Source organism: Promicromonospora sp. NPDC052451, from assembly GCF_044547525.1.
Lineage (GTDB): Bacteria > Actinomycetota > Actinomycetes > Actinomycetales > Cellulomonadaceae > Promicromonospora.
In genome coordinates this window covers 346523-365920 of sequence record NZ_JBIUAP010000006.1, presented here as the reverse complement: position 1 = coordinate 365920, position 19398 = coordinate 346523, and the positions used below count along the sequence as shown (strand labels likewise).

Sequence of the window (19398 nt, the reverse complement as noted above, 5' to 3'; positions counted from 1 at the left end):
GGCGAGGTCAGGGGCGCACGTGAATGACGGCGTGTGTGCCGTCAGTGCGCCATCCGGGTGCAGTGGACTCCAGATGTGCCAGGCGGTCCGGGTCGACGCCGACGGCGACGTCGGATTTGAGGGTCCGGAGCGCGGCCAGCGGGGCGGGGAAGTAGGCGGTGAGGTCCTGGAACGACGTAGTCGGGTCCCAGTGGGCGTCGCGGACGAGGCGGCGGTAGTTCAAGTCGCCCTTGATGATCACCACGGTCGCCTCGCCCAGCCCAGCGGCGAGGTCGGTCGGCAGCTCGTGGAAGGTCAGCGGGCTGCACCAGAACCCGTGGGCGCGGACCTGGAGCCGCCCGTCGCTGATCGCTGTGGTGAGTCGGGCGGCGACGCTGGCGGCGGTGTCGCCTGCTGCGTGCAGGCGGCGGAGCACCTGGAGCAGGTCTGTGGTGGTGGCGTCGGAGACGTAGTAGGGGTGGGGCTTGAGGTGCAGCGTGACTGTTGCGGCGCGCCCGGACTCCAGGAGACGGTCGATCAGGACGAGGTCGGCGACCAGCTCTCGGCCGGCGTTGTCCGCGACGAGGTGCACCTGGCCCGGCGTGCCCGCGTCCAGGAGGCGCCACAGGTCCGCGGAGTCGTCGGCGACGAGTTCGTCGACCTGGTCCTTGTTCTGGGCGGTTGGGTCGGACATTCGGAAGCCGAGGTCTGCCCGGTTGCCCCACAGCGAGGCAGCCAGCGCCGCGGACAGGCCAGCTTGGTCGGGGGCGGCGACGAGGCGGTCGAGGTCGCCCAGGTCGCGGGCCAAGTCGGGGGTGTCGAGTTCGGCGTTCTTCTGTGGGGCGAACGGGTCAATCCCGGCCCACGGTCCCGGTCTGAAGTAGCCGGTGGCTTCCAGCAAGAGGCGGTAGAAGTAGGACTCGGCCCACAGGAACGGCGTATCGAGCCACCCGCGGCCGAGGTGCGGGGCTGCCCACTCCTGCCACACCGCACGGTCGTGAGCGTCCGACGGAAGCGGCGGGATGGCGCCGTCGATCGTCACCAGCAACTGGTCGAGAGATTCCTGGACGGCCGGCGGGTACGGCACCAGACGGCGGACCGTCTCGATCAGATCCGGATGCCGCCGAGTCAACACACCCCAGGCAAACGAGCCGGGCACGTTCGACACGATGGCCTCAGCGGTCGGGAGAGGGTGCTGGTCGCGGTCGATCGTCACTCGCTGACTCCTCGCTCATCGTCATTCAACTTCAGCAGGGCAGTGCCGCCAGCGCTGCCCACGACGACACTCGCGGTGCGGGCATCGAACGCGGCGCACTGACCACTGGCGTCCACACGTACCTGTACCGAGTCGTGTCCTCGTCGCGCGTCGTCGCCGTCGAGCGCCCAACGCCGCACCGTCCCGTCAGCCGCCGTCGACGCGAGCCACGAACCGTCCCCGGAGAACCCGAGCATCAGCACCCGGCCTCGATGTCCACGCAGTACAGCCGAGGGCTCGGCGACCCCCAGCCGATGAACGTAGACGTCGCCGTTGCCCGCACCGACAGCCAGCCGCGACCCCGACCGATCGAACGCGACGGTCCGCGCCCAACCTGGCACCGGGAGATCACCACGTTCTTCTCCCGTGCTGAGCGTCCACGTGCGGACCACACCGTCGCCACCCGCCGCGGCGACAAGGTCCGCCTCGGCGGACACCGCGAGTGAGCGGACACGACCCGCCTTGGCATCGTGATCCCAGCGCAACTCCCCGTCCGGCAACGACCAGACACGCACCTGCCCGTTCGTATCGCTGGCCGTCAAGAGCGAGCCGTCCTCGGTGATGGCAACCGCCCAGGTGAGAACCACGTCGTCGTTCAGCTCAAGGATCTGCTGCCCGGCGTCCCAGACACGCAGGAGCCCATCACCGCAGGCCGCCGCGAGATAGGAACCAGACGAGGCGAGGGCCCAAACACGACCATGACCAGCCGCAAGACGTGAGGTCTCCTGCCCCGTGACGGCATCGAGCAAGCGCACTGTGCCGTCGGCGCGACCAAGCGCCACCGAGCCGTCGCCCCCAGTGAACGCGGCCGACCACACCGTGTTGCGCCCCTCAGCGAGGGTTTCCAGGGCGAGGCCGTCCTCGGGCCGCCACATGCGAAGTCCGCCGTCCTCGCAACCGGTCACGATGCCGTGCGGTGTGGATGCGACGGTCCTGACCCAGTTCACCCCGGCCGGCATTCGCACCCGCTGCCGAGGAACACTGTGAACGGTGACGGTGGCGTCCTCGCCAGCGGTCACGACGTGACCGTCCCAGATGGCGAGGGCGCGCAGGCGCTCGTCCACGGCATCCAGAACTTCGAGCGGTTCCAGTTCCCGGGCGCTGACGCCCCAGGTGCGGGCCGTGCCGTCGGCGGACGCCGAGACGAGCACCGGCTGCCCCGGCAGGAACATCACTGACCTGACCCAGCTGCGGTGCAGAGCCTTCTCGTCGAGCAGCTCTCCTGTGCGCAGATCCAGCAGGCGGACATACTCGTCCTCGCCGCTGGCTGCCACGAGCGCGTCGTCGTCGGACACAGCCAGCGACCAGATGCCGATGCCACGTGTCGTCGCCTGCCGCGCGAGGGTCAGCGAGACCAGGTCCCACACCCGCACCAGCCCGTCCTCGGCACCCGACACGAGCTCACCGCTGCGCCGGAGGAACGTCATTGTGCGGATCCGCTTGTCGTGACCCGGCAGGATCCCGACCTGCGTCCCATCAACCGCAGACCACAACCGGATCGCGTTGTCCTCACCGGCCGAGGCGATCAAACTTCCGTCCGGGGAGATCGCGACCGCGTGCACCCATCCGGTGTGGCCGCGCAACGACCTGATCAACGTTCGCGAGGTGAGGTCCCACAACCTCACGACGCCGTCCTCGCCGCCAGAGACGAGAAGGTCTTCGCGAGCAGCGACAGACACCACGGTGCCCACGTGACCGGGGACATCCGGGTCCTCGACGCCGGACGCCCACGGAAGCGAGGTGCCGGCGGCACGGGCGATCCCGAGGAGTGACTGGTCGGCTTCCTGCCCTGTTCGGGTCAGGGCGACGAGAAGGGTGCTTGCCATGTCCTGTTCGGTTTGCTGGCCATAGAGGAGATATCCCTGCGAGGTGAGGAACCTTGCTTTCCTCAGCGCCTCGTTGGCGACTTCGCCCGCGGTGCCGTCCCCAGCGGCCAGGACGAGGTCACGATCAGCGCGCAAGGCATGCGCGCCACAGATGCTCGCTTTGCCGATCACGTATCGCGGATCGGCGAGCAGTCCAGCCAGTGCCTCATGGTCGCCGGACTCGTAGAGATGGAACGCAAGATTCGCCCACTCATACGTCCGATCAGGTGGCATTCCGAGCCAGCCGGACGGCGGTTTGCTCGCCTCAAGGAACGACCTGTGCAGGCCCGGAAGCGACTGAGCGACCAGGCTGAGCAGATACGCGCGGAAGACGTCGTGCAGGACAACGACGTCCTGGTCGGCGCGGTAGGCGCTGAGCAGCGACCGGTCGGCAAGGACCTTGCAGAACTGACGGACCGCGACCGACGACCATCCATGAGCGCGGCCCCACCATCGCGTCAGGACTTCCAGCGGGATCGGCGTCGCCGGTGGGAAGACGGCCAGCGACACGTACCGCTCGCTCAGGTCGCTCGCGCCGGGAATGCGCACGTTCTCGTCGAGAGCGCGCAGGGTCGCGGAGATCACCTGGCTGATCGCGACCTTGCGCTGGTCGGTGTCCCAGATGTCGAAGGCCTGGGGCCCGTGGGCTCGCAGCGCGTCGCGTGCGACGCCGACCGCATGCTCAGTAGGGGAACCGGCGACCACGTCACTGCTCACGCTCGCGCCGACCAGGTTCGCGAGCAGCGGCCAGCCGCCGCAGAGCTCCGCCAGCGGGAGGAGCGCGGACGTGGAAGCAGAAGGGATGGTGCGCTGCAGGAGCTCGGCGACTTGGTCGGCGCGCATCGGCCCCAAGCGCAGCACTCGGGCAGTGCTCGGCGTGACCCGCACGTTGCGTGTCGTGATCAGCCGGACGCAGTTCGGTGCCCCCATCAGGAACGGCGCCAGGTCCGCCCCGGACCAGACGTTGTCCACCACGAGCAGCAGGTGGCGTTCCCCGATGACTCGTGCGAGGTGGAACCCCGCCTGCTCCGGATCTGAGAGCTCGGGCCGTGTTCCGTCGAGGTGGAAGCACAGATCGGAGATCAGGTGGGTGATTCGCGCTGGCGTGCAGTCCTCGCCCGTCTCGACCCAGAGGATCTCTGGGAAGGCGTCCCGCACTGTTGAGGCGTGACCGGCCTGTGTCGCGAGGGTCGTCTTGCCGAACCCGCCAGGTCCGGCCACGGTAATGACCTGCGAACCGGGCGCCTTGGCGGCTTCGCTGATCATGGCGACAAGCGTCTCCAGGACGTCGGCGCGGGCGATCAATGCGGGCTCCAGGTTCGGAACCATCGCGAAGCCTGCCGTCGCAGGGGAGACGACACCGATCGGTACCCCGAGCGACTCCCAGAACCGCTCACGGACACCGTCGTCGGCTCGCTCGTACGCGGTGTCGAGGATCGCCTGCGACTCCGGACCGGGCGCGCGGGCTCCGTCATCGGCTTCCCACTTGGACACTGCCCGGTCGCTGACACCCAGATGCTGGGCAAACGTACGCACGCTCAACCGCAGTGCGTGGCGCAGCGCGCGTGACTCGCGCCCGGTCCAGCGCTGGATCGTTCTCGACATGGGCTCCCCCTGCAACGCGCGGGCGGTCCCCACTGCGTTCTGCGTAGAACGGGTCGTGCGTAGTCATCATGAGGCATCCGAACGTCTCTTGCTGTAGGTCAACGCGACCGCCGGATGAACGACGGCGTTCCCATCCTCGCCGGACACAACGGGCGAACGGAACCACCCGATGTCGAACGAATGCTGAACTGGCCCGAGTTTCGGTCGCTCGATGGTCACCGCGACAAACGGACCGCTCGGTCGGGATGGTTGACGACGTCAATACCCTGAACCGCGGCGGCGCCGACGGTCTGCGCCGCTTGATCCAGATATCTGCTGCCGACCAAGGACATGACGATGCAGTACCCCTCGCTCGCCATCATCGTGACCAGCCCTCGCATCCGTGACCAGTGGGAGCACCGCTACGCCACGATCGATGAGCCCGACGCGGCATGGCAGCTCTTCGAGTCATGAGCGCCGATCACCCTGCCGGTGATTGGGCACATCGCATGCTCGCCAGGGTCTGTGACGAACTCGGCCTCGACGCTGACCGTGCCCGGCTCTTGAAGTTCACCAACAGCGCCGTCTTCGCGCTCGACGGCCCCGGGCTCGTACTGCGCATCGCGGGATCCAAGCCCGTCTCGGACAAGGCCGCCCGCGGTGTGGTCATGGCCAGGTGGCTGGCCGAGCACGACGTGCCCGCCGTCCGGCTGGTTGAGGAGGTCCCGCAGCCGCTGTACATCGACGAGCGCGCGGTCACGACCTGGCATCTCGTACCTGACGAGGGAGCGCCACCAACGCCTGAGGATCTCGGCCGGCTCTTACGGCGGCTGCACGCCATCACGGAGGCGCCGCCTGGTCTGCCGCAATGGGACCAAGTCGCTTCCGTCCGCGCTCGTCTTGCTGCTGCGACCATCCTGGCCGACGACGAACGCGCCTTCCTCGACGAGCAGATCAACGAGGTCGCCGAGCAGCTCCAGGGCGTCGAACCGATGTTGCCGCCTGGGCCGCTGCACGGCGACGCGCACACGGGCAACCTCATCCCCGGTCCGGACGGGCCGGTGCTGTGTGACTTCGACTCCGCGGCGGCCGGACCGCGTGAATGGGACCTGACCCCGATCGCCGTAGGGCACCTCCGCCTCACTCCGCCACCAGACGCCTATCCCCGGTTTGCCGCCAGCTACGGCATGGACGTGCTCGACTGGGCTGGCTTCTCCGTGTTTCGCCGCATACGTGAGTTGCAGCTCGTCACCAGCGTCCTGCCGGTACTGGCGACGAACCCGGCTCTGCAAGGCGAGTGGCGCCACCGGTTTGACTCGCTCCGGAGCGGTGACGCGTCCGCGCGATGGCACCGCTATCGATGAGTGTTGGTTGGTGACCAGGGGAGTTCGGGCTATGTGGTGCTGAGTTCGCTACGGTCTGAGCCCACGAGCTTCGAGCCCGCGAAGACGCCGGCTCGAACGTCGGAGTCCCGGCGGCCTGACTAGGCAGCACCTAGCAGCCATGCCACGAGCCCGCATCCCTTGAGGGGATGGGCGGGCTCGTGGCACATCCGGGGCCCTGAGGGATCCCGCCCCCGCCCCCGGGCACCTGGCAGTACGCGCACACAGCCGACGTGTACGCGACGACGACGCGCGCGCGACGAGCACGGCGACGCAACGGACGTGGCTGCGTGACGGACGCGGCTGCGTGACGAGGGCAGGCGAGCGGACAGACGGCGGGTCCCGCGGACCGCCCCGGTGAGGGCCACACACCTCTTGCACAAGCCGTGAGCGGGTCCGAATGTCAACTTTAAGTTGACGCGCTCCGGCCCTGACCTGGGAGGGGGTGGAGCGTGTGATGACGGTCCACGTGCTGAGCGCCGGCAGCGGGTACACGTACCTGACCCAGCAGGTCGCGTCCGGCGACTCTCCGCGGGGTCGTGGGGTGTCGTTGACGGACTACTACATGCAGCACGGCAACCCGCCCGGCCAGTGGGTCGGCTCCGGCCTGGAGCAGCTCGGGGTCTCGGGGCAGGTGCTGGAGAAGCAGATGAAGTCGCTGTTCGGCGTGGGCCGTCACCCGGACGCCGGCCGTCTGGAGGTCGAGGCGCTGGCCCGTGGTGCGTCGAGGCATGAGGCGGTGCGGGCGGGGTGGATCGGGCGGGCGTTCCCGAGGTTCGACGCGCGTCCGGATGACGGGTTCCGTGCGGGGCTGGAGGCCGGGTTCGAGTGGTTCGCGCGGGAGAACGACCGGCCGCCGGAGCCGGGGGTGGAGCGGGACCTGATCCGCTGGAACGTTGCCCACTCCCTGGCGCAGCAGGAGAAGCACGCCAAGGGCGGCGGCCTGGTCACGGATACGGAGGTCGCTACGTGGTTGGCCAAGCGGGGGCAGCAGCCGCGTCGGGCGGTGGCGGGGTATGACCTGGTCTTCACACCGTCCAAGAGCATCAGCGTCCTGTGGGGCCTTGGGGACCCGGCCACGCGGGAGGCCATCACGCAGGCGCACACCGACGCCTGGCGCGACACCCTGGCATGGATCGAGGCCGAAGGTGCGCTGACCCGGGAGGGCGCGGGCGGTGTGCGGCAGATCGACACCCACGGCCTCACCGCGGTCGCGTTCGACCACTTGGACTCTCGGGCGGGGGACCCGAATCTGCATACGCATGTTGCGGTCTCGAACAAGGTCCGTGGCGTGGATGGGGACTGGCGGGCGTTGGACGGGCGGGTGCTGCACCAGCTGGCCGTGGCGGCCAGCGAGCGGTACAACACGAGGATTGAGCAGTTCTTGGTCGACCGTCTCGGTGTCGTGTTCCACACCGAGACGAGGGGTCGGGGCAAGCAGGGCGTGCGGGAGATCACCGGCATCTCGAAGCTGCTGCGGGACACGTTCTCCAGCCGTCGGGCCGCGATTGAGGAGTCGTATGAGACCCTCCGCGCCGAGTACCGGGCCAAGCACGGGCACGAGCCCGGGACGAAGACGGCGTTCGGGCTGACGCAGCAGGCCAACCTGGACACCCGGCAGGCTAAGGGCACCCCGGTCGGTTTGCGCGACCGCCTCCCGCAATGGGCCCAGGTCGCCGCCGGTGTCCTGGGCGGTCCGGGCGTGGTCGCGCGGATGCTGACCACCGCGCTGCACCCGCGCCCCGGGGGCGGCCGGGTCGTTGTCGACGGGCCGGAGGACCTGTGGCGTGCGGTCGCGCAGGACCTTGCCGGGCGAGGGATGGCCCGGTGGGCCGCCGGCGATGTCACGGCCGCGGTCGAGCGGCTCGTGGTGCGGTGGCCCCGCGCACGGGTATTCGGGCCGTTGCGACACCGCGCACCCGGCGCGCGCCAGCGGCTGCTCGCCGACCTGGCGGGTGGGGTGCTGGCCGGTGGTGACCTGGTGGAGGTGTGCCTGCGGAACGTGGCCGACCGGCACTCCACGTGGACGGTCTACACCCTGCAGGCCGAAGCCACGCGCCTGGCCCGGGAGCATGCCCCTGCCGGCACAGACTTGCTCGCGTTGGCGGCGACCATCACCGGGCACGCCGTCGCGGGCAGCCTGCAGGTGAGCGCGCCGGAGGTGAACGAGCCACCGGACGTGATGCGCCGCAAGGACGGCGAGTCGGTGTACTTCGTGCACGGCTCCACCCGGTACACGTCGCTGGCGGTCCTGGAGGCCGAGGACCAGCTCCTGACCGCCGCTCGTATCCCCGGCGGGCTGATCATCGACCCCGCCACGGTGGAACGCGCGATCGAGCAGGTCCGGACCGACAAGGGCCAGGTCCTGAACGCCGGGCAGCGGGATCTTGTGACCCACTTCGCCACAGCGACCCGCCTGGCCGCGGGCATCGGCCCGGCCGGGACCGGCAAGACGACCGCCATGCGCGCGTTCGCCACAGCGGTCCAGGACTCGGGCGGCAAGCTCGTTGCGCTGGCGCCGTCGGCCGCCGCCGCGGAAGTCCTCGGCGCCGACCTCGGCGAGGGGATCACTGCGGAGACCCTGGACATGTTCCTCCTGGCCGACCGCGGTGCGGGTGGGGAACGCCTGCGGGAACGGCTCAGGGTGGAGCTGGGGACGGTGGTGTTGGTGGACGAGGCCAGCCTGGCCGGCACCCTCGCCCTCGCCCAGGTCCAGGCCATCACCCAGCAAGCTGGCGGGAGCGTCCGCCTGCTGGGGGACCCGGCCCAGCTCGGCGCCGTCGCCGCCGGCGGCGCCCTGCGGCTGATCTCCGAACAGGCCGGTGCCGTCGAACTCACCCAGATCCACCGGTTCCGGACACCCGGTGAGGCCGACGCATCCCTCCAGATCCGCGACGGGGACCACCGGGGCCTGGACTTCTACATCACCGCCCACCGCACCCAGGGCGGGTCCGCAGCGCAGATGGCGGAGGAGATGTTCGCCAGCTGGCAGACCGACTCCGACCACGGGCGCAGGACGATCATGATCGCGGCGACCAACGACCTGGTCACCAATCTGTCCGCCCGTGCCCGGTTGCACCGGGTGGCTCGGGGTGAGGTCGAGGACGACGGCGTGGCCCTGCACGACGAGACTCGGGCGGGGGTCGGGGACGTGATCGTGACCCGGCTGAATAACCGCCACCTGCACGCGCAGGACGAGGACGGGCACATCGACTGGGGGCGGGGCTGGGTGCGCAACGGTGACCTGTGGCGCGTCGAAGCTCGGGGCTCGGATGGTGCTCTGCAGGCTCGGCACCTGGACACCGGCGCCAGGGTCGTCCTGCCGGCCGACTACGTCGCCGCGCACGTGGAGCTGGGGTATGCGGCCACGATCCACCGGGTGCAGGGCATGACCGTGGACACCTCCCACGCCATGGTCGGCGTGGGGATGACCCGCAACGAGCTGTACACCGCCATCACCCGGGGCGCGGACTCGAACCGGGTGTACGTCGAGGTCGAGGACGTCCTGGATCTGGACCCGCACCGGCAGCCCGCTACCGAGCGGGCGGTCTTGAACGCGCTCAAGGGCGTCCTGGACCGCGACGGCGAGGAGAAGTCCGCCCACCGGGTCATCGAGGACGACTGGGACTATGTCCACTCCCTGGCCCGCCTGGTCCCCGAGTACGAAGACGCCTACCTCGCCTTCCTCGAACCCGACCGTGTCGCACGCCTCGCCCAGGCCGTCCGTGCCGTGCTCCCGGGACGGATGGCGAGCCTGGTGCTGGCGGACGAGGCCTGGCCCGCGCTGGCCAAGCGGCTGTCCATGCACGACGCCGCCGGCACCGACCCCCAGACCGTCCTACGCCGCGCATCGGGGGAGGGCTTCGCGGGGGCGAGGTCGATCGCGAAGGTCCTGCACCACCGCATCGACCTGCCTCGACCCCGCAACACGGACAGGGACGGGCGGGGCCTGCCGGTCTGGATGACCACCGCTCCCGACACCACCCAGAACCTCCTCTGGGACCAGACCACCGACCCCGCACCAACCGACCAGGCGGGGATGCGCGACCAAGCGCCGACGTCGCCGCCCGGAGGCGACGCCGTGCGCACCGTCAGTTCCGCGCGTGCCGAGCAGCCGGTGCCCGTGGATGCGCGGGAGCGGGCGCTGGTGGTAGAGATCACCGCGCAGGCCTGGGCCTGGTGGACGAACCAGACCACCACCCAGCAGTGGGCCACCCGGTACATGACCAGCCGCGGCCTGGCGGGCGCGGAGTGGGGTGTCGCACCGGCGGCGTGGACCGGGCTGACCGACCACCTGCAGACCCTCGGCTACACCCCCGGCCAACTCGTCACGGCTGGGGTCGCCACCCGCACCCGGGGCGGCCGGCTGATCGACAGGTTCCGTGACCGGATCGTGTTCCCCTACCGCGACCAGACCGGGGCCGTCGTCGGCGTCACCGCCCGCATCAACCCCGCCGAGACCAGTACGGGGGAGGGGCGGGCACCGAAGTACCTCAACACCCCCGAGACCCCCGCGTACCGCAAGGGCGAGCTCCTGTACGGGCTGGACCCCGACGCCGTCGCCCGCCTGGCAGCCGGCGCCAGACCTGTCCTGGTGGAGGGACCGACCGACCACGCCGCGCTGCGCCTGGCCGCGGACCGGCTCGCGGAGCAGACCGGAGTGCAGATCGTGCCGGTCGCGGCCGGTGGGACCGGGGTCACCTCGCAGCACCTGCATGCCCTGCGGGACGCGTCCGGGCGGGACCTGACCGACCTGATCGTGGCCCTGGACCCCGACACCGCGGGGCGCACTGCCGCCGCCCGCGTCTGGGAAGCCTTCACCCCGAAGGAAGCCGCCCACGCCCAAGCCCTGGAGCTGCCGGCCGACCCCGCCCAGGTCGCCCACGAGGACCCCGACGCCCTCACCGCCGCGCTGGCAGGGCCGGTGCCCTTGGCGTGGTTCGCGATGGAACCCAACCTCGCCCACATCCGCTCTTTCGACCACTTCGACCAGCAGATTCCTCTTCTGCGGGCCCTGGTCGACCAGCTCTACGACCGTGTCGAAACAGTGCAGTGGCCTGGGCTGGTCGACTACATCGCCGTCGTCGTCGGTGACACCCCGGGTGCGGCGACGCATGCCCAGCTCGACGTCTCCTCCGTACGGGAGGTCGTGACCGATCACCTCCTGGACCGGATTCTGCCTGACACGCAGGCCGGCCCGGACCACGACGTCCTCCACACCGACCCCGCTAGCCCGGCAAATCGCGAGACTGACGCCGCACGCACGCCGGAGACGGACCCGCTCGTGGCCGCGTGGCTGACCCGCCATGCCAACCTGGTGGCGGCCCGCCTGGATGCCCTGCTCCGGGACGCCCTGTCCGACCCGCAGCTGTGGGTGGAGACCATCACGCCGCCACCCCCGTCCGGTCCCGCACGTGAGGCCTGGATGGTGGCGATGCGGCAGGTGCTGGCCTACCGCGACCGGTACCAGGTCACCGACCCCGTCCACCCGCTCGGGCCGAACGTCGGGCAGGGGGAGCGCGGCGACGCACACACCATCGCCGACCAGGCCCTGGACACCATCACCCGCGGCACACGAGACCGGCCCATGGCCCGGCGTGTTGCCCGGCCCCGCCCGCGGCCGATGGAACGCGTCCCGGTCGTGCTCGCCGACGCACGCGCCGCCGCCGAGCGGATGCGCCGCGAGGCCGACGAACGTGCTCGTCGCGACCGCGCCGAGCGAGAGTCGGGGCGGTCGGTGGTCGGGTAGGAGTGGTGATCCCCTTCGCGTGGTCAGCTCGCGGCGGGGATCACCACTCCCGGGGGTTGCTACGCGGCGTGCGCCTGGTCCTGGTCTTCGTCGAGCAGGTTCGCGAGGTCGTTGCCGGCCTCGGTGAGCCACTCGTCGAACAGGGTCAGGTCACGGTCGTGTGAGCTGTAGGTCGTGAGCCGGGGCACGTCGACGAACGTGACCTCGGTGCCCGGGTGAGCGCGCTGGACGATCCGCAGCACGCCGTACACGACGTTCGGCGCCAGGCCGATCTGGTTGAAACGGACGTAGAGCGCTTCGAGCTTCCCGCCGGGGTGCCGCTCGGCGGGAAGGCGCGGGACCTTGACGGTGAGGTCACCGACCTGGACGGCCTTCGTGCCCAGCGGCTCGTGCACCAGCCCGTCCCAGAGCGGTGCGAGCCGAGCCCAGCTCCCTGCTGTCTGGGTGTACGAGGGCTGCCGCCTGGGTGCGGCCCCGGCGGCGATGTCCGCCAGCTCCTGCCCGTCACGGCTGCCCCGCCGGTCCCGGAACAGCGCTAGCTTGACCGGGCGCCAGTGGTCGCACCCTGGCTGGTACGGTGTGGCGAGCTGGCTGCGGATCTTGTGAGCGACGGACTCGCCGCCGTCCGCCGCCGCGGCGAGGTAGTTGCTGAACTGTGATGCGTAGATGGCTGTCATGTCCTGCTTCCTTGTGGCACATGACCGCGCCACTCTATGGCGCTGCCGGTATCGGCAGCGCATAGAACATGCAAGACTGGCAGAGTTCGACAGAACCTCTGACGTCCCGATGGCACGGTCGTCGGTCCGGCGTCGCACGAGGCCGAGCGGTGCAACGCTCGGCCTTTGTGCTTCCCCGGGAGCGCCGGGTTGGCGCTCTCTGAAATCGTAGGCGACATGGCTGTCCACCGGGGTCAGCCACCTCGTGCGGCCAGTGCGGCGGATGCTCGATCTGAGGGCTGAAACATCCTGAAACCGATCAGGATGTACTGAAAAGAGGCCAGATCGCCCAGAAAATCGGGTACGAAGAAAGTTCAACTCACCGCGTGTCGCATCGGTGTGTCGTCCACAGCGCCCTCGGGTGTCGCGTGTCGATCTGGGCTCAGGAGCGCGAATCTGGCCGAGGACGACGTTACCGGGGCTGCCGGACCGGTCGGCACCGTTGTTCACCTGGCGGCCCGGCGCGGTGACCGGTTCCTGCTCGCGCCGACCGGCCGGCCTGGTGGCGTGCGCACCGACCGGATCCTGGTCAGCGGACCACTCACCAACGTAGTGGTCGACGCCCGGCAGGTGACGACCACGCCGCACAGCGACCACGACGCCGTCGTGATAGTGCTCGGCCTGTAGCGGCGCCGAGGCCGCCCTCACGCCCGCGGCCTGCGCGACCGTCACAAGATACGCCAGCACTGCCTGCTTCTCCACGCCTGGCAACGTCCAGCCTGGTCTCCGCCAGCGGCGGGGGAGCACCATTGGCCGACCTCGCTGACCGAGTCAGTACTCAGGCGGTTCAGCTCCGCGTGCGGTACCGCGGACCCGACCTTCGAACGGTTCGTCATCGAGGTCAGCGCCGGTGCCGAGGGGGACGATGTCACCCACCGACACTCATACGGCACCACGCCCTGACGCCCAGGTCGCCGGGGTGACCGCAGAACCAGACCGGCGATGCCCCGATCGCAGGCGCGCGGCAGTGTCAGACAGCCCCGATACGCTCCCTGCCAAGTCTCGAAGGGTCATCGCCCACCGCTCGCGTGACTGGTCCGCGAACCAAGCGACCGGGGCAGCGAATCCGGCGGAGGCAGCGCGGACCGGTCATGACTGCTCGTCGTCATCGAAAGAGAGCAGCAGGCGAAGTGCACGCCGATCGGCTCTCATGCCGATATTCAAGTCACGCACGATCTGTAAGCATCCCAATTCATACGACCTAGGACAAGGAACGCGATGAGCGGTGAAGACGCCCTTCATGGATTTCGCTACCAGGTGCTCAGGACGGTCGAACGAGTGCTAGAAATCTACGAGAGCAGCCCAGATGGAAACTGGGCTGTGGAGGTGGAGTCGACAACTGACGAAAAAGTCGACTACGCCGAATGGCATGAAGGCGAGGTCACTCGCGTAGTCCAGGTGAAAGCATCGATGCCCGATGCGTCAACGCGGATCCGAGCCCGTCAAGTTGACGAGATACTCGCGCACCTCGCCACGAGGTTCCCTGCAGCTCGCGAGGTGGTCCTGGAGAGCAATCGCAATGGCGACTGGGAGGCAATCCAGAGCGTAGAAGGATCGACTTCGGGTCCGCGGCGAACTGCCTGGCGTGATTCCCGCACCCTGGGGCAACTCGAGCAAGCGGTCACGGACCGGATACGCGAGCTGCGACTGGCGATCTCTCGATCCGGGGATCCGCTGACAAACCGATACCTGGCCTTCATCCTGGAATCAATGGTCTGGAAGCGGGGAGCAGGGCCCAGCGCGAGGGCCGGCGACAGCAAGTTCCTGCGGGGTGCCGACGTGTCGGACCTGCTCGCCATCGCGGGACAAGACGTGGCAGCGCTCCTGGGAGAAGTCCCGTGGGGAAGATCCTGGCGCGTGCCTGGCGGCAGCCGGGTACCGCGGCCCGAGATCTTCGCCTGGCTTCACCTGCAGCTGCCAGCATCAGCCCTGTACACCGTGGGGGCGCCGGCACGAGCCGCCCTTGCGGGATTCTCCGGCGCGGGGAAGACCTCGGCGGCAGCAGTCTGGGCGGAAGAGAACCTGGAGAGATACGCTCTCGTGTTCTGGGTCCCGGCGCGCACCGAAGAAGAACTGGCTGACGCAGTGCGTTCCCTCCTTGAGGCCGAACACGGTGACACCGTGCAGGACTGGGGAATCTCCACCGTCCGCGAGAAATTTACCGACCTGCTGGTCCGAACCCCTCTGGCGTGGCTGCTCGTGTTCGACAATGCATCGAGCCCAGAGGTCGTCCGAGAGTGGATTCCTGCTCGCGGATTTGGGCATGTGCTGATCACGACACGCGACTCGACCTGGTCCCCCAGTGCTGCCCCGTCGCTCGAAGTGGCGGCCATGGACAGGACCACCGCCCGGACCCTGGTCGAGCGTCGACTCGGTCGCGAGGTCGAGGATCTGCAGGCATTCGACGCCCTCATCCGCCTGACAGATGGCTGGCCTCTCGCTGTCGAAATGGTGACTGGGTGGTTGGTGCGATCCGGGCGGCAGTTGAGCGGTGTCAGTGAGTACGCGCGACAGAGAACTGACCTGCTAGACCGCAAGGTCCTTGTGCCCGAGGGATACCCACAGACAGTGGTGAGCGCAGTCGTCAACGCACTAGCCGACATCCAGGCTGCGGACAGCAATGTTGCCTGGCACATCCTGCTCACCGTGGGTCGACTTGGTTCGAAATCTGTACCCGTACCGCTTCTCCGTCAACTCGCTCAGAATCAGACCAGCGATGCCGCAGATCAGATCGATGATGCGATCTCCGACCTGCGATCACATTCTCTCATCCGACGCGAAGACCTCGGCATCAATGAGTTGAACGAGTGGTCCGACCAGGTCTCGATCAACGATCTCATCGGCGACATCGCGCTCCGCGTCGCCGATGAAGACCTCAGCGAGGACTACGACACGGTCGAATCGTTGGCGCTCGTTCTTCGAGAGGCCCTCGAGACACGTGATTTCCGCCTGGCCTCGTCATTCAGTGCCATGGTGGCAAGCCTGGAACGCCAAGAGCGATTCGGATGGCGATTGCCATCCCTCCCGTTGCTGACCGTGTATGGGAACATGGCGACAGTCTTCCAGCATCGTGGAGACTATGTTCAGGCGGAGAGTCTGCTTCTTCGTGAGGCGCGCCTGGCAGAAGCTGTCGCGTTATCGCCAGAAATACCCGAAGAGGTTGACGCGCAGGTTGCGATACTCATGTTCAAGACGTGGGTGCAACTGGCAAATCTCAGTCTCCACAACGACAGGCCCGATCGCACGATCGTGGCGGCGGCCATGGCCGTTCCATTCGTGAAAGCATTCGTCTCTCATCTGCCAGAGGAGTTATGGCGTCAGTCCGTCGATTCGATCGTGGAAGCTCTGCGTGGCATCCAGAACGACAATCTCACAGAACATCGAGACGGGTTGCTGGAAGAGATCTTGAGCACCGGTGTCGAGATAGTTCCCGGAGCCGCTCAGCTCGCCGAGTTGGCACTTCGGGAGGGCGACAACGCCTCTGCGCGCCGTGTGGCCCTTGAAGCACTGGAATCCGAGTCAGACCCGCTTCAGCGGGTCCAGCTCTATTCGGCGATCGCCGAAGCTGACGCCGCGGACCCCGCGCGGGCACAAGCGTCGCTCGCACTCGCGACGAAAGAAGCCGATCGCATCGGCTCGGGACATGAAGTAATCACCGAAGCCGTTCTCAGAATAGCTACAACGCGCTGGGCTGAGATTCTGCGCGAGGGAACCGAGTGGGTGACAGGAGATCGCCGAAAGTTCCAGGAGTCTTTCATCGACCTCCTTCCGTATCTCCCGGTGGCTGATCCTGATGAGACACCGTGGGGTGCTGGCACCCGTGCGCAGCTGATTCGCGCGTGGCACGCAGTGGTGACTGAGAGCTCGGCGAGCCGAAGTGAGATTGATCGGTTGTTGGCCAGGTTCGACACCGATGAGATCTACGTGGCGACGTCGGAGGTAGAGTCTCTGAAGGCGACTGCATTCCAGGCAAGTGCGGCAGAGTTTCGAAGCAACCTCCCTCGTGTCGTTGACGCAGACTTCGTGGGCCGTTCGGGCAACACCATCTTGCTGGCGATCGACCCGCACGACTTCGCTCTGGTCCGGGCGGTCGGCGTTATCCGGGACGTAGAGGTCGCGACGATCTCATGGCATGTTGTGCTGACGGTCCACGGTGAGGCCGGCCAGATTTCCGTGTGGGCCGACATACTGCGCCTGCCGGCGAACCCGTTCGCGAGGGTTCACGAAGAAGTCGCGCTTGTCGTGGTCGGTGATTCAATGCCGAAAATCGATGAACCTACGGCTCTCGTTCTCAACAACGTAATTGATGTCGGGCCGGTCCGCATATCGTTCGAGCCATGGGTCAAGGGGGTTCTCGCGAAGAATGGCGTCGCCTGATTTCGGCATGCGGGTCTCCACAATGACCGATCTGCGCCAGCCAGACCCTGCAAAGGGAATGCTCGGTGGCATGGCGGACGCGCCGAGGTGGCGCAGGCGTGCTTGTCTCTCGGCCGCTTGATGAGCCCAAGGAGCTGGGATCCCCAGACCGCCAGACCTGGGTCCCAGCTCCTGCCCGAGCGTGGGCCCAGACCACCTCGCTCGGGTCCCGACCCGGAACATCTCCCGGGCCTCTGCCCTGTGGGGAGCCTACGCGGGTCGTGAGCACGGAATTCGGTCTGAGCTGGGTGATATAACCGGCCCCGCTATCGCCTCCGTGTCCAGGCCGCGTGTTCCGGCCCTTGGAAGGGGCGACCAGGGCAAGCTGATGCCGATGATGCCGATGATGTCAGCAAGCGAGGCGACGGGCAGGCTCGCCACAGCCCGCGAGTAGGATCGAACGCATGTACGAACTCGCCGGGTTGGTGAACGAGTGGCCGGCCGGCTCCTGGCCACGCGAGTCCGGCGGTGTGCCGGTCGGCCCGAGCTACTCGCGCGATTCGCTCGGGGTGCTCGTGCGGCTGCAGTGGGCGGAAGGTCGGGCGCTGTGGGTGCCGGGTCACGCCTCGCGCTGGAACCGCTCGTTTGTTCTGGTGACTGTGACGCCCGTCGAGGGCGACCGCCGTACCGAGACCCTGCTGTGGCTGCACCGGACCGACGTGGTGCGAGCGCTGCCGGCCGAGCCCTCGACGGCCCCGCGTCCGCCGGACTCCCGCAGCCTGCGCGACCAGCGCGAGTCGCACCAGCGTTACCCCCACGGGATCCCGTCCCTGCACGCCCGATGATGCGCCGAGGATCCCTGCCGTTGCGGGCGGGTGAAGGGAGAGGGCTGATGCTCCTCGTGTTCGTGATGCGTGCTCACCAGGGCTGAGCGACGGTGGAAGGGATCGAAGGAGGTCGAGCATGGCTGACGGCGATATCGAGATCTGCCACCAGGGCGAGCGGTGGCACGTGCGCAGGCAGGGCGCCACCGCTTCGCTCTCGGACCACAGCACCAAGCAGGGCGCGGAGCAGGAGGGGCGGCGACGGGCCACTGCCGAGGGCGTCGAGTTCTTCATCCTGAACCTGGACGGGACTATTGCGGGCAAGGACAGCCACGGCAACGGCAGGGACCGGACCTGCCGCGTCGCTAGAGTCCGTGCTCAGTGGCCATGCTCGAAGGTGGTGCTGCCCGGTACGACGGTCCAGCATCGAAACCCGCGTAGCGGCGTTCAATGCGGTATGTGACGACCGCCTCGGGGTCGAGAACGAGCGTTGGTCCTTCCGCATCGTCAGCAGCGAAGGAGGCCGGATGTTCCGCTACGGCTGGGCCGTCGAGTGTGCTGCAGTCGGCCCGGCCGAAGAACAGAACGTAGGTTCGTTCCGTGGTTTGCGCACTTGGCAGTGCGATCCCGTCGAGCCGCGGCTTCGGCACCCACCTCAGGTACTCGGTCAGCAACTGAGTCGGTGCGTACTCCACATGCTGGCGGCCATCGGGAATCACAGGCGTGGTGATGTTGGCGACGAAGGTGGAGAGAAATCGCCCCATCCTGGCGTGCTCACGATGCTCGAGGTTGAACGGGGAGATCTGCGGGGGCTTGGCCGTCAGGTCGAGTATCCGGAGCTCGCGCGTGTTTGTGAACCGGCCGATCACAGCCATCGGTTCGACCCCGTGCCCGGCGATCTCGGCAAGGGCTGTCTGCGGGTCGGCCGATGCATAGAAGAGCGCAACACCTGCTGGCGACATTCGGTTCGCAGCCGCTTTCCCCGATGGAGCAGGCCCCAGGTCGTCGCTGTGCCGCATGAGCGAGCGAGGGTTCTCGCACAATCGGCCCCGATAGAGAGGCGTCCCGGCGGCCAGCGGCATGACGAGACCAAGCTCGGCGCTCGCATACATGAGCACGCGATCGAGGAAGTTGGCGAGCCTGGCGGGCGGGTCAGTTGGCTCACCCAGACCGACGACCATCCGAGACTGGAACTTTGCGACCTCGGCGAACTCTTCCCAGGCGTATTCGAGGCCGTCCGTCGCGGCGTCTGTGAGCCACGGGGTCCATGTGACCTGGTATCCGATGGCCTCCGTGACCAGGTCGTTGATCTGGTCGTTGTAGCCTTCGTCGAAGGCGCCGCCGACAACGTCATCAACGACCTCCCACGTTTCGAGCTGTGTTCCGACGAGCACGTGGTCTTCGGAGTCCCATGGCAGGACAGCGTCCGCATCGGAATAAAAATGATGCAGCGTCTCCATTACCACGTACATCAATTCCTCGAGCGGGACCGCGAACGGTGGTTCAGTCTCGGGATCGCCGACCCGACCGCAGACTACACACGTGTGCTCCGTTGCGAATTCTTCAAGACGGCGGGCAAGCGAGGTGTCGGTGACGTGCTTGAAGCAGATACTACCTTCGACATCTCCGAACCGCCGGTCCTCGAACTCAAGCGCTCGGTTCTTCGCGAAGCCCATCCGAGGATCAAA

General features: G+C 68.0%; 9 protein-coding genes. 5 read left to right on the top strand and 4 right to left on the bottom strand.

Annotated elements, in window-relative coordinates:
• Positions 1–7 precede the first annotated feature (7 nt).
• On the bottom strand, positions 8–1195 hold the full coding sequence (locus ACIG47_RS13385) for a damage-control phosphatase ARMT1 family protein (RefSeq protein WP_397431320.1): 1188 nt from the start codon (positions 1193–1195) through the stop codon (positions 8–10).
• Positions 1192–4704, bottom strand: coding sequence for an NB-ARC domain-containing protein (locus tag ACIG47_RS13380; protein ID WP_397431319.1), 3513 nt, complete (start codon positions 4702–4704; stop codon positions 1192–1194). The genes ACIG47_RS13385 and ACIG47_RS13380 overlap by 4 nt, the downstream gene beginning before the upstream one ends.
• A gap of 449 nt (positions 4705–5153) precedes the next feature.
• Between ACIG47_RS13380 and ACIG47_RS13375 the strand changes: the two genes are divergently transcribed.
• Both ACIG47_RS13375 and mobF read left to right on the top strand, forming a co-directional pair.
• Positions 5154–6047 (top strand): phosphotransferase enzyme family protein, encoded by an 894-nt coding sequence (locus ACIG47_RS13375; RefSeq protein WP_397431317.1) that lies wholly within the window; start codon positions 5154–5156, stop codon positions 6045–6047.
• A gap of 475 nt (positions 6048–6522) precedes the next feature.
• Entirely contained in the window at positions 6523–11814 is a 5292-nt protein-coding gene (gene mobF, locus ACIG47_RS13370; RefSeq protein WP_397431316.1) for a MobF family relaxase, read from the top strand.
• Between the two features lie 59 nt (positions 11815–11873).
• On the opposite strand, the gene ACIG47_RS13365 is transcribed toward mobF, so the two are convergent.
• Positions 11874–12491, bottom strand: a complete 618-nt coding sequence (locus ACIG47_RS13365; protein WP_397431314.1) for a hypothetical protein — start codon at positions 12489–12491, stop codon at positions 11874–11876.
• A gap of 1257 nt (positions 12492–13748) precedes the next feature.
• On the opposite strand from ACIG47_RS13365, the gene ACIG47_RS13360 reads away from it, so the two are divergent.
• From ACIG47_RS13360 to ACIG47_RS13350, 3 genes are all read left to right on the top strand, one after another.
• Entirely contained in the window at positions 13749–16907 is a 3159-nt protein-coding gene (locus ACIG47_RS13360) for a hypothetical protein (RefSeq protein WP_397431313.1), read from the top strand.
• 443 nt (positions 16908–17350) lie between these two features.
• Complete coding sequence (locus tag ACIG47_RS13355) at positions 17351–17731, top strand: hypothetical protein (protein WP_397431311.1); 381 nt, start codon at positions 17351–17353, stop codon at positions 17729–17731.
• 118 nt (positions 17732–17849) lie between these two features.
• On the top strand, positions 17850–18173 hold the full coding sequence (locus ACIG47_RS13350) for a DUF2188 domain-containing protein (protein WP_397431309.1): 324 nt from the start codon (positions 17850–17852) through the stop codon (positions 18171–18173).
• Here the strand turns inward: ACIG47_RS13350 and ACIG47_RS13345 are convergent.
• Positions 18076–19386, bottom strand: a complete 1311-nt coding sequence (locus tag ACIG47_RS13345; protein WP_397431307.1) for an RES domain-containing protein — start codon at positions 19384–19386, stop codon at positions 18076–18078. The genes ACIG47_RS13350 and ACIG47_RS13345 overlap by 98 nt on opposite strands.
• Between the last annotated feature and the right edge of the window lie 12 nt (positions 19387–19398).

Bases quoted from the DNA above. Each gene is read 5' to 3' on its own strand.
- ACIG47_RS13380 (WP_397431319.1), bottom strand. From the start codon at position 4,704: ATGTCGAGAACGATCCAGCGCTGGACCGGGCGCGAGTCACGCGCGCTG.
- ACIG47_RS13375 (WP_397431317.1), top strand. From the start codon at position 5,154: ATGAGCGCCGATCACCCTGCCGGTGATTGGGCACATCGCATGCTCGCC.
- mobF (WP_397431316.1), top strand. From the start codon at position 6,523: ATGACGGTCCACGTGCTGAGCGCCGGCAGCGGGTACACGTACCTGACC.
- ACIG47_RS13365 (WP_397431314.1), bottom strand. From the start codon at position 12,491: ATGACAGCCATCTACGCATCACAGTTCAGCAACTACCTCGCCGCGGCG.
- ACIG47_RS13360 (WP_397431313.1), top strand. From the start codon at position 13,749: ATGAGCGGTGAAGACGCCCTTCATGGATTTCGCTACCAGGTGCTCAGG.
- ACIG47_RS13355 (WP_397431311.1), top strand. From the start codon at position 17,351: ATGTACGAACTCGCCGGGTTGGTGAACGAGTGGCCGGCCGGCTCCTGG.
- ACIG47_RS13350 (WP_397431309.1), top strand. From the start codon at position 17,850: ATGGCTGACGGCGATATCGAGATCTGCCACCAGGGCGAGCGGTGGCAC.
- ACIG47_RS13345 (WP_397431307.1), bottom strand. From the start codon at position 19,386: ATGGGCTTCGCGAAGAACCGAGCGCTTGAGTTCGAGGACCGGCGGTTC.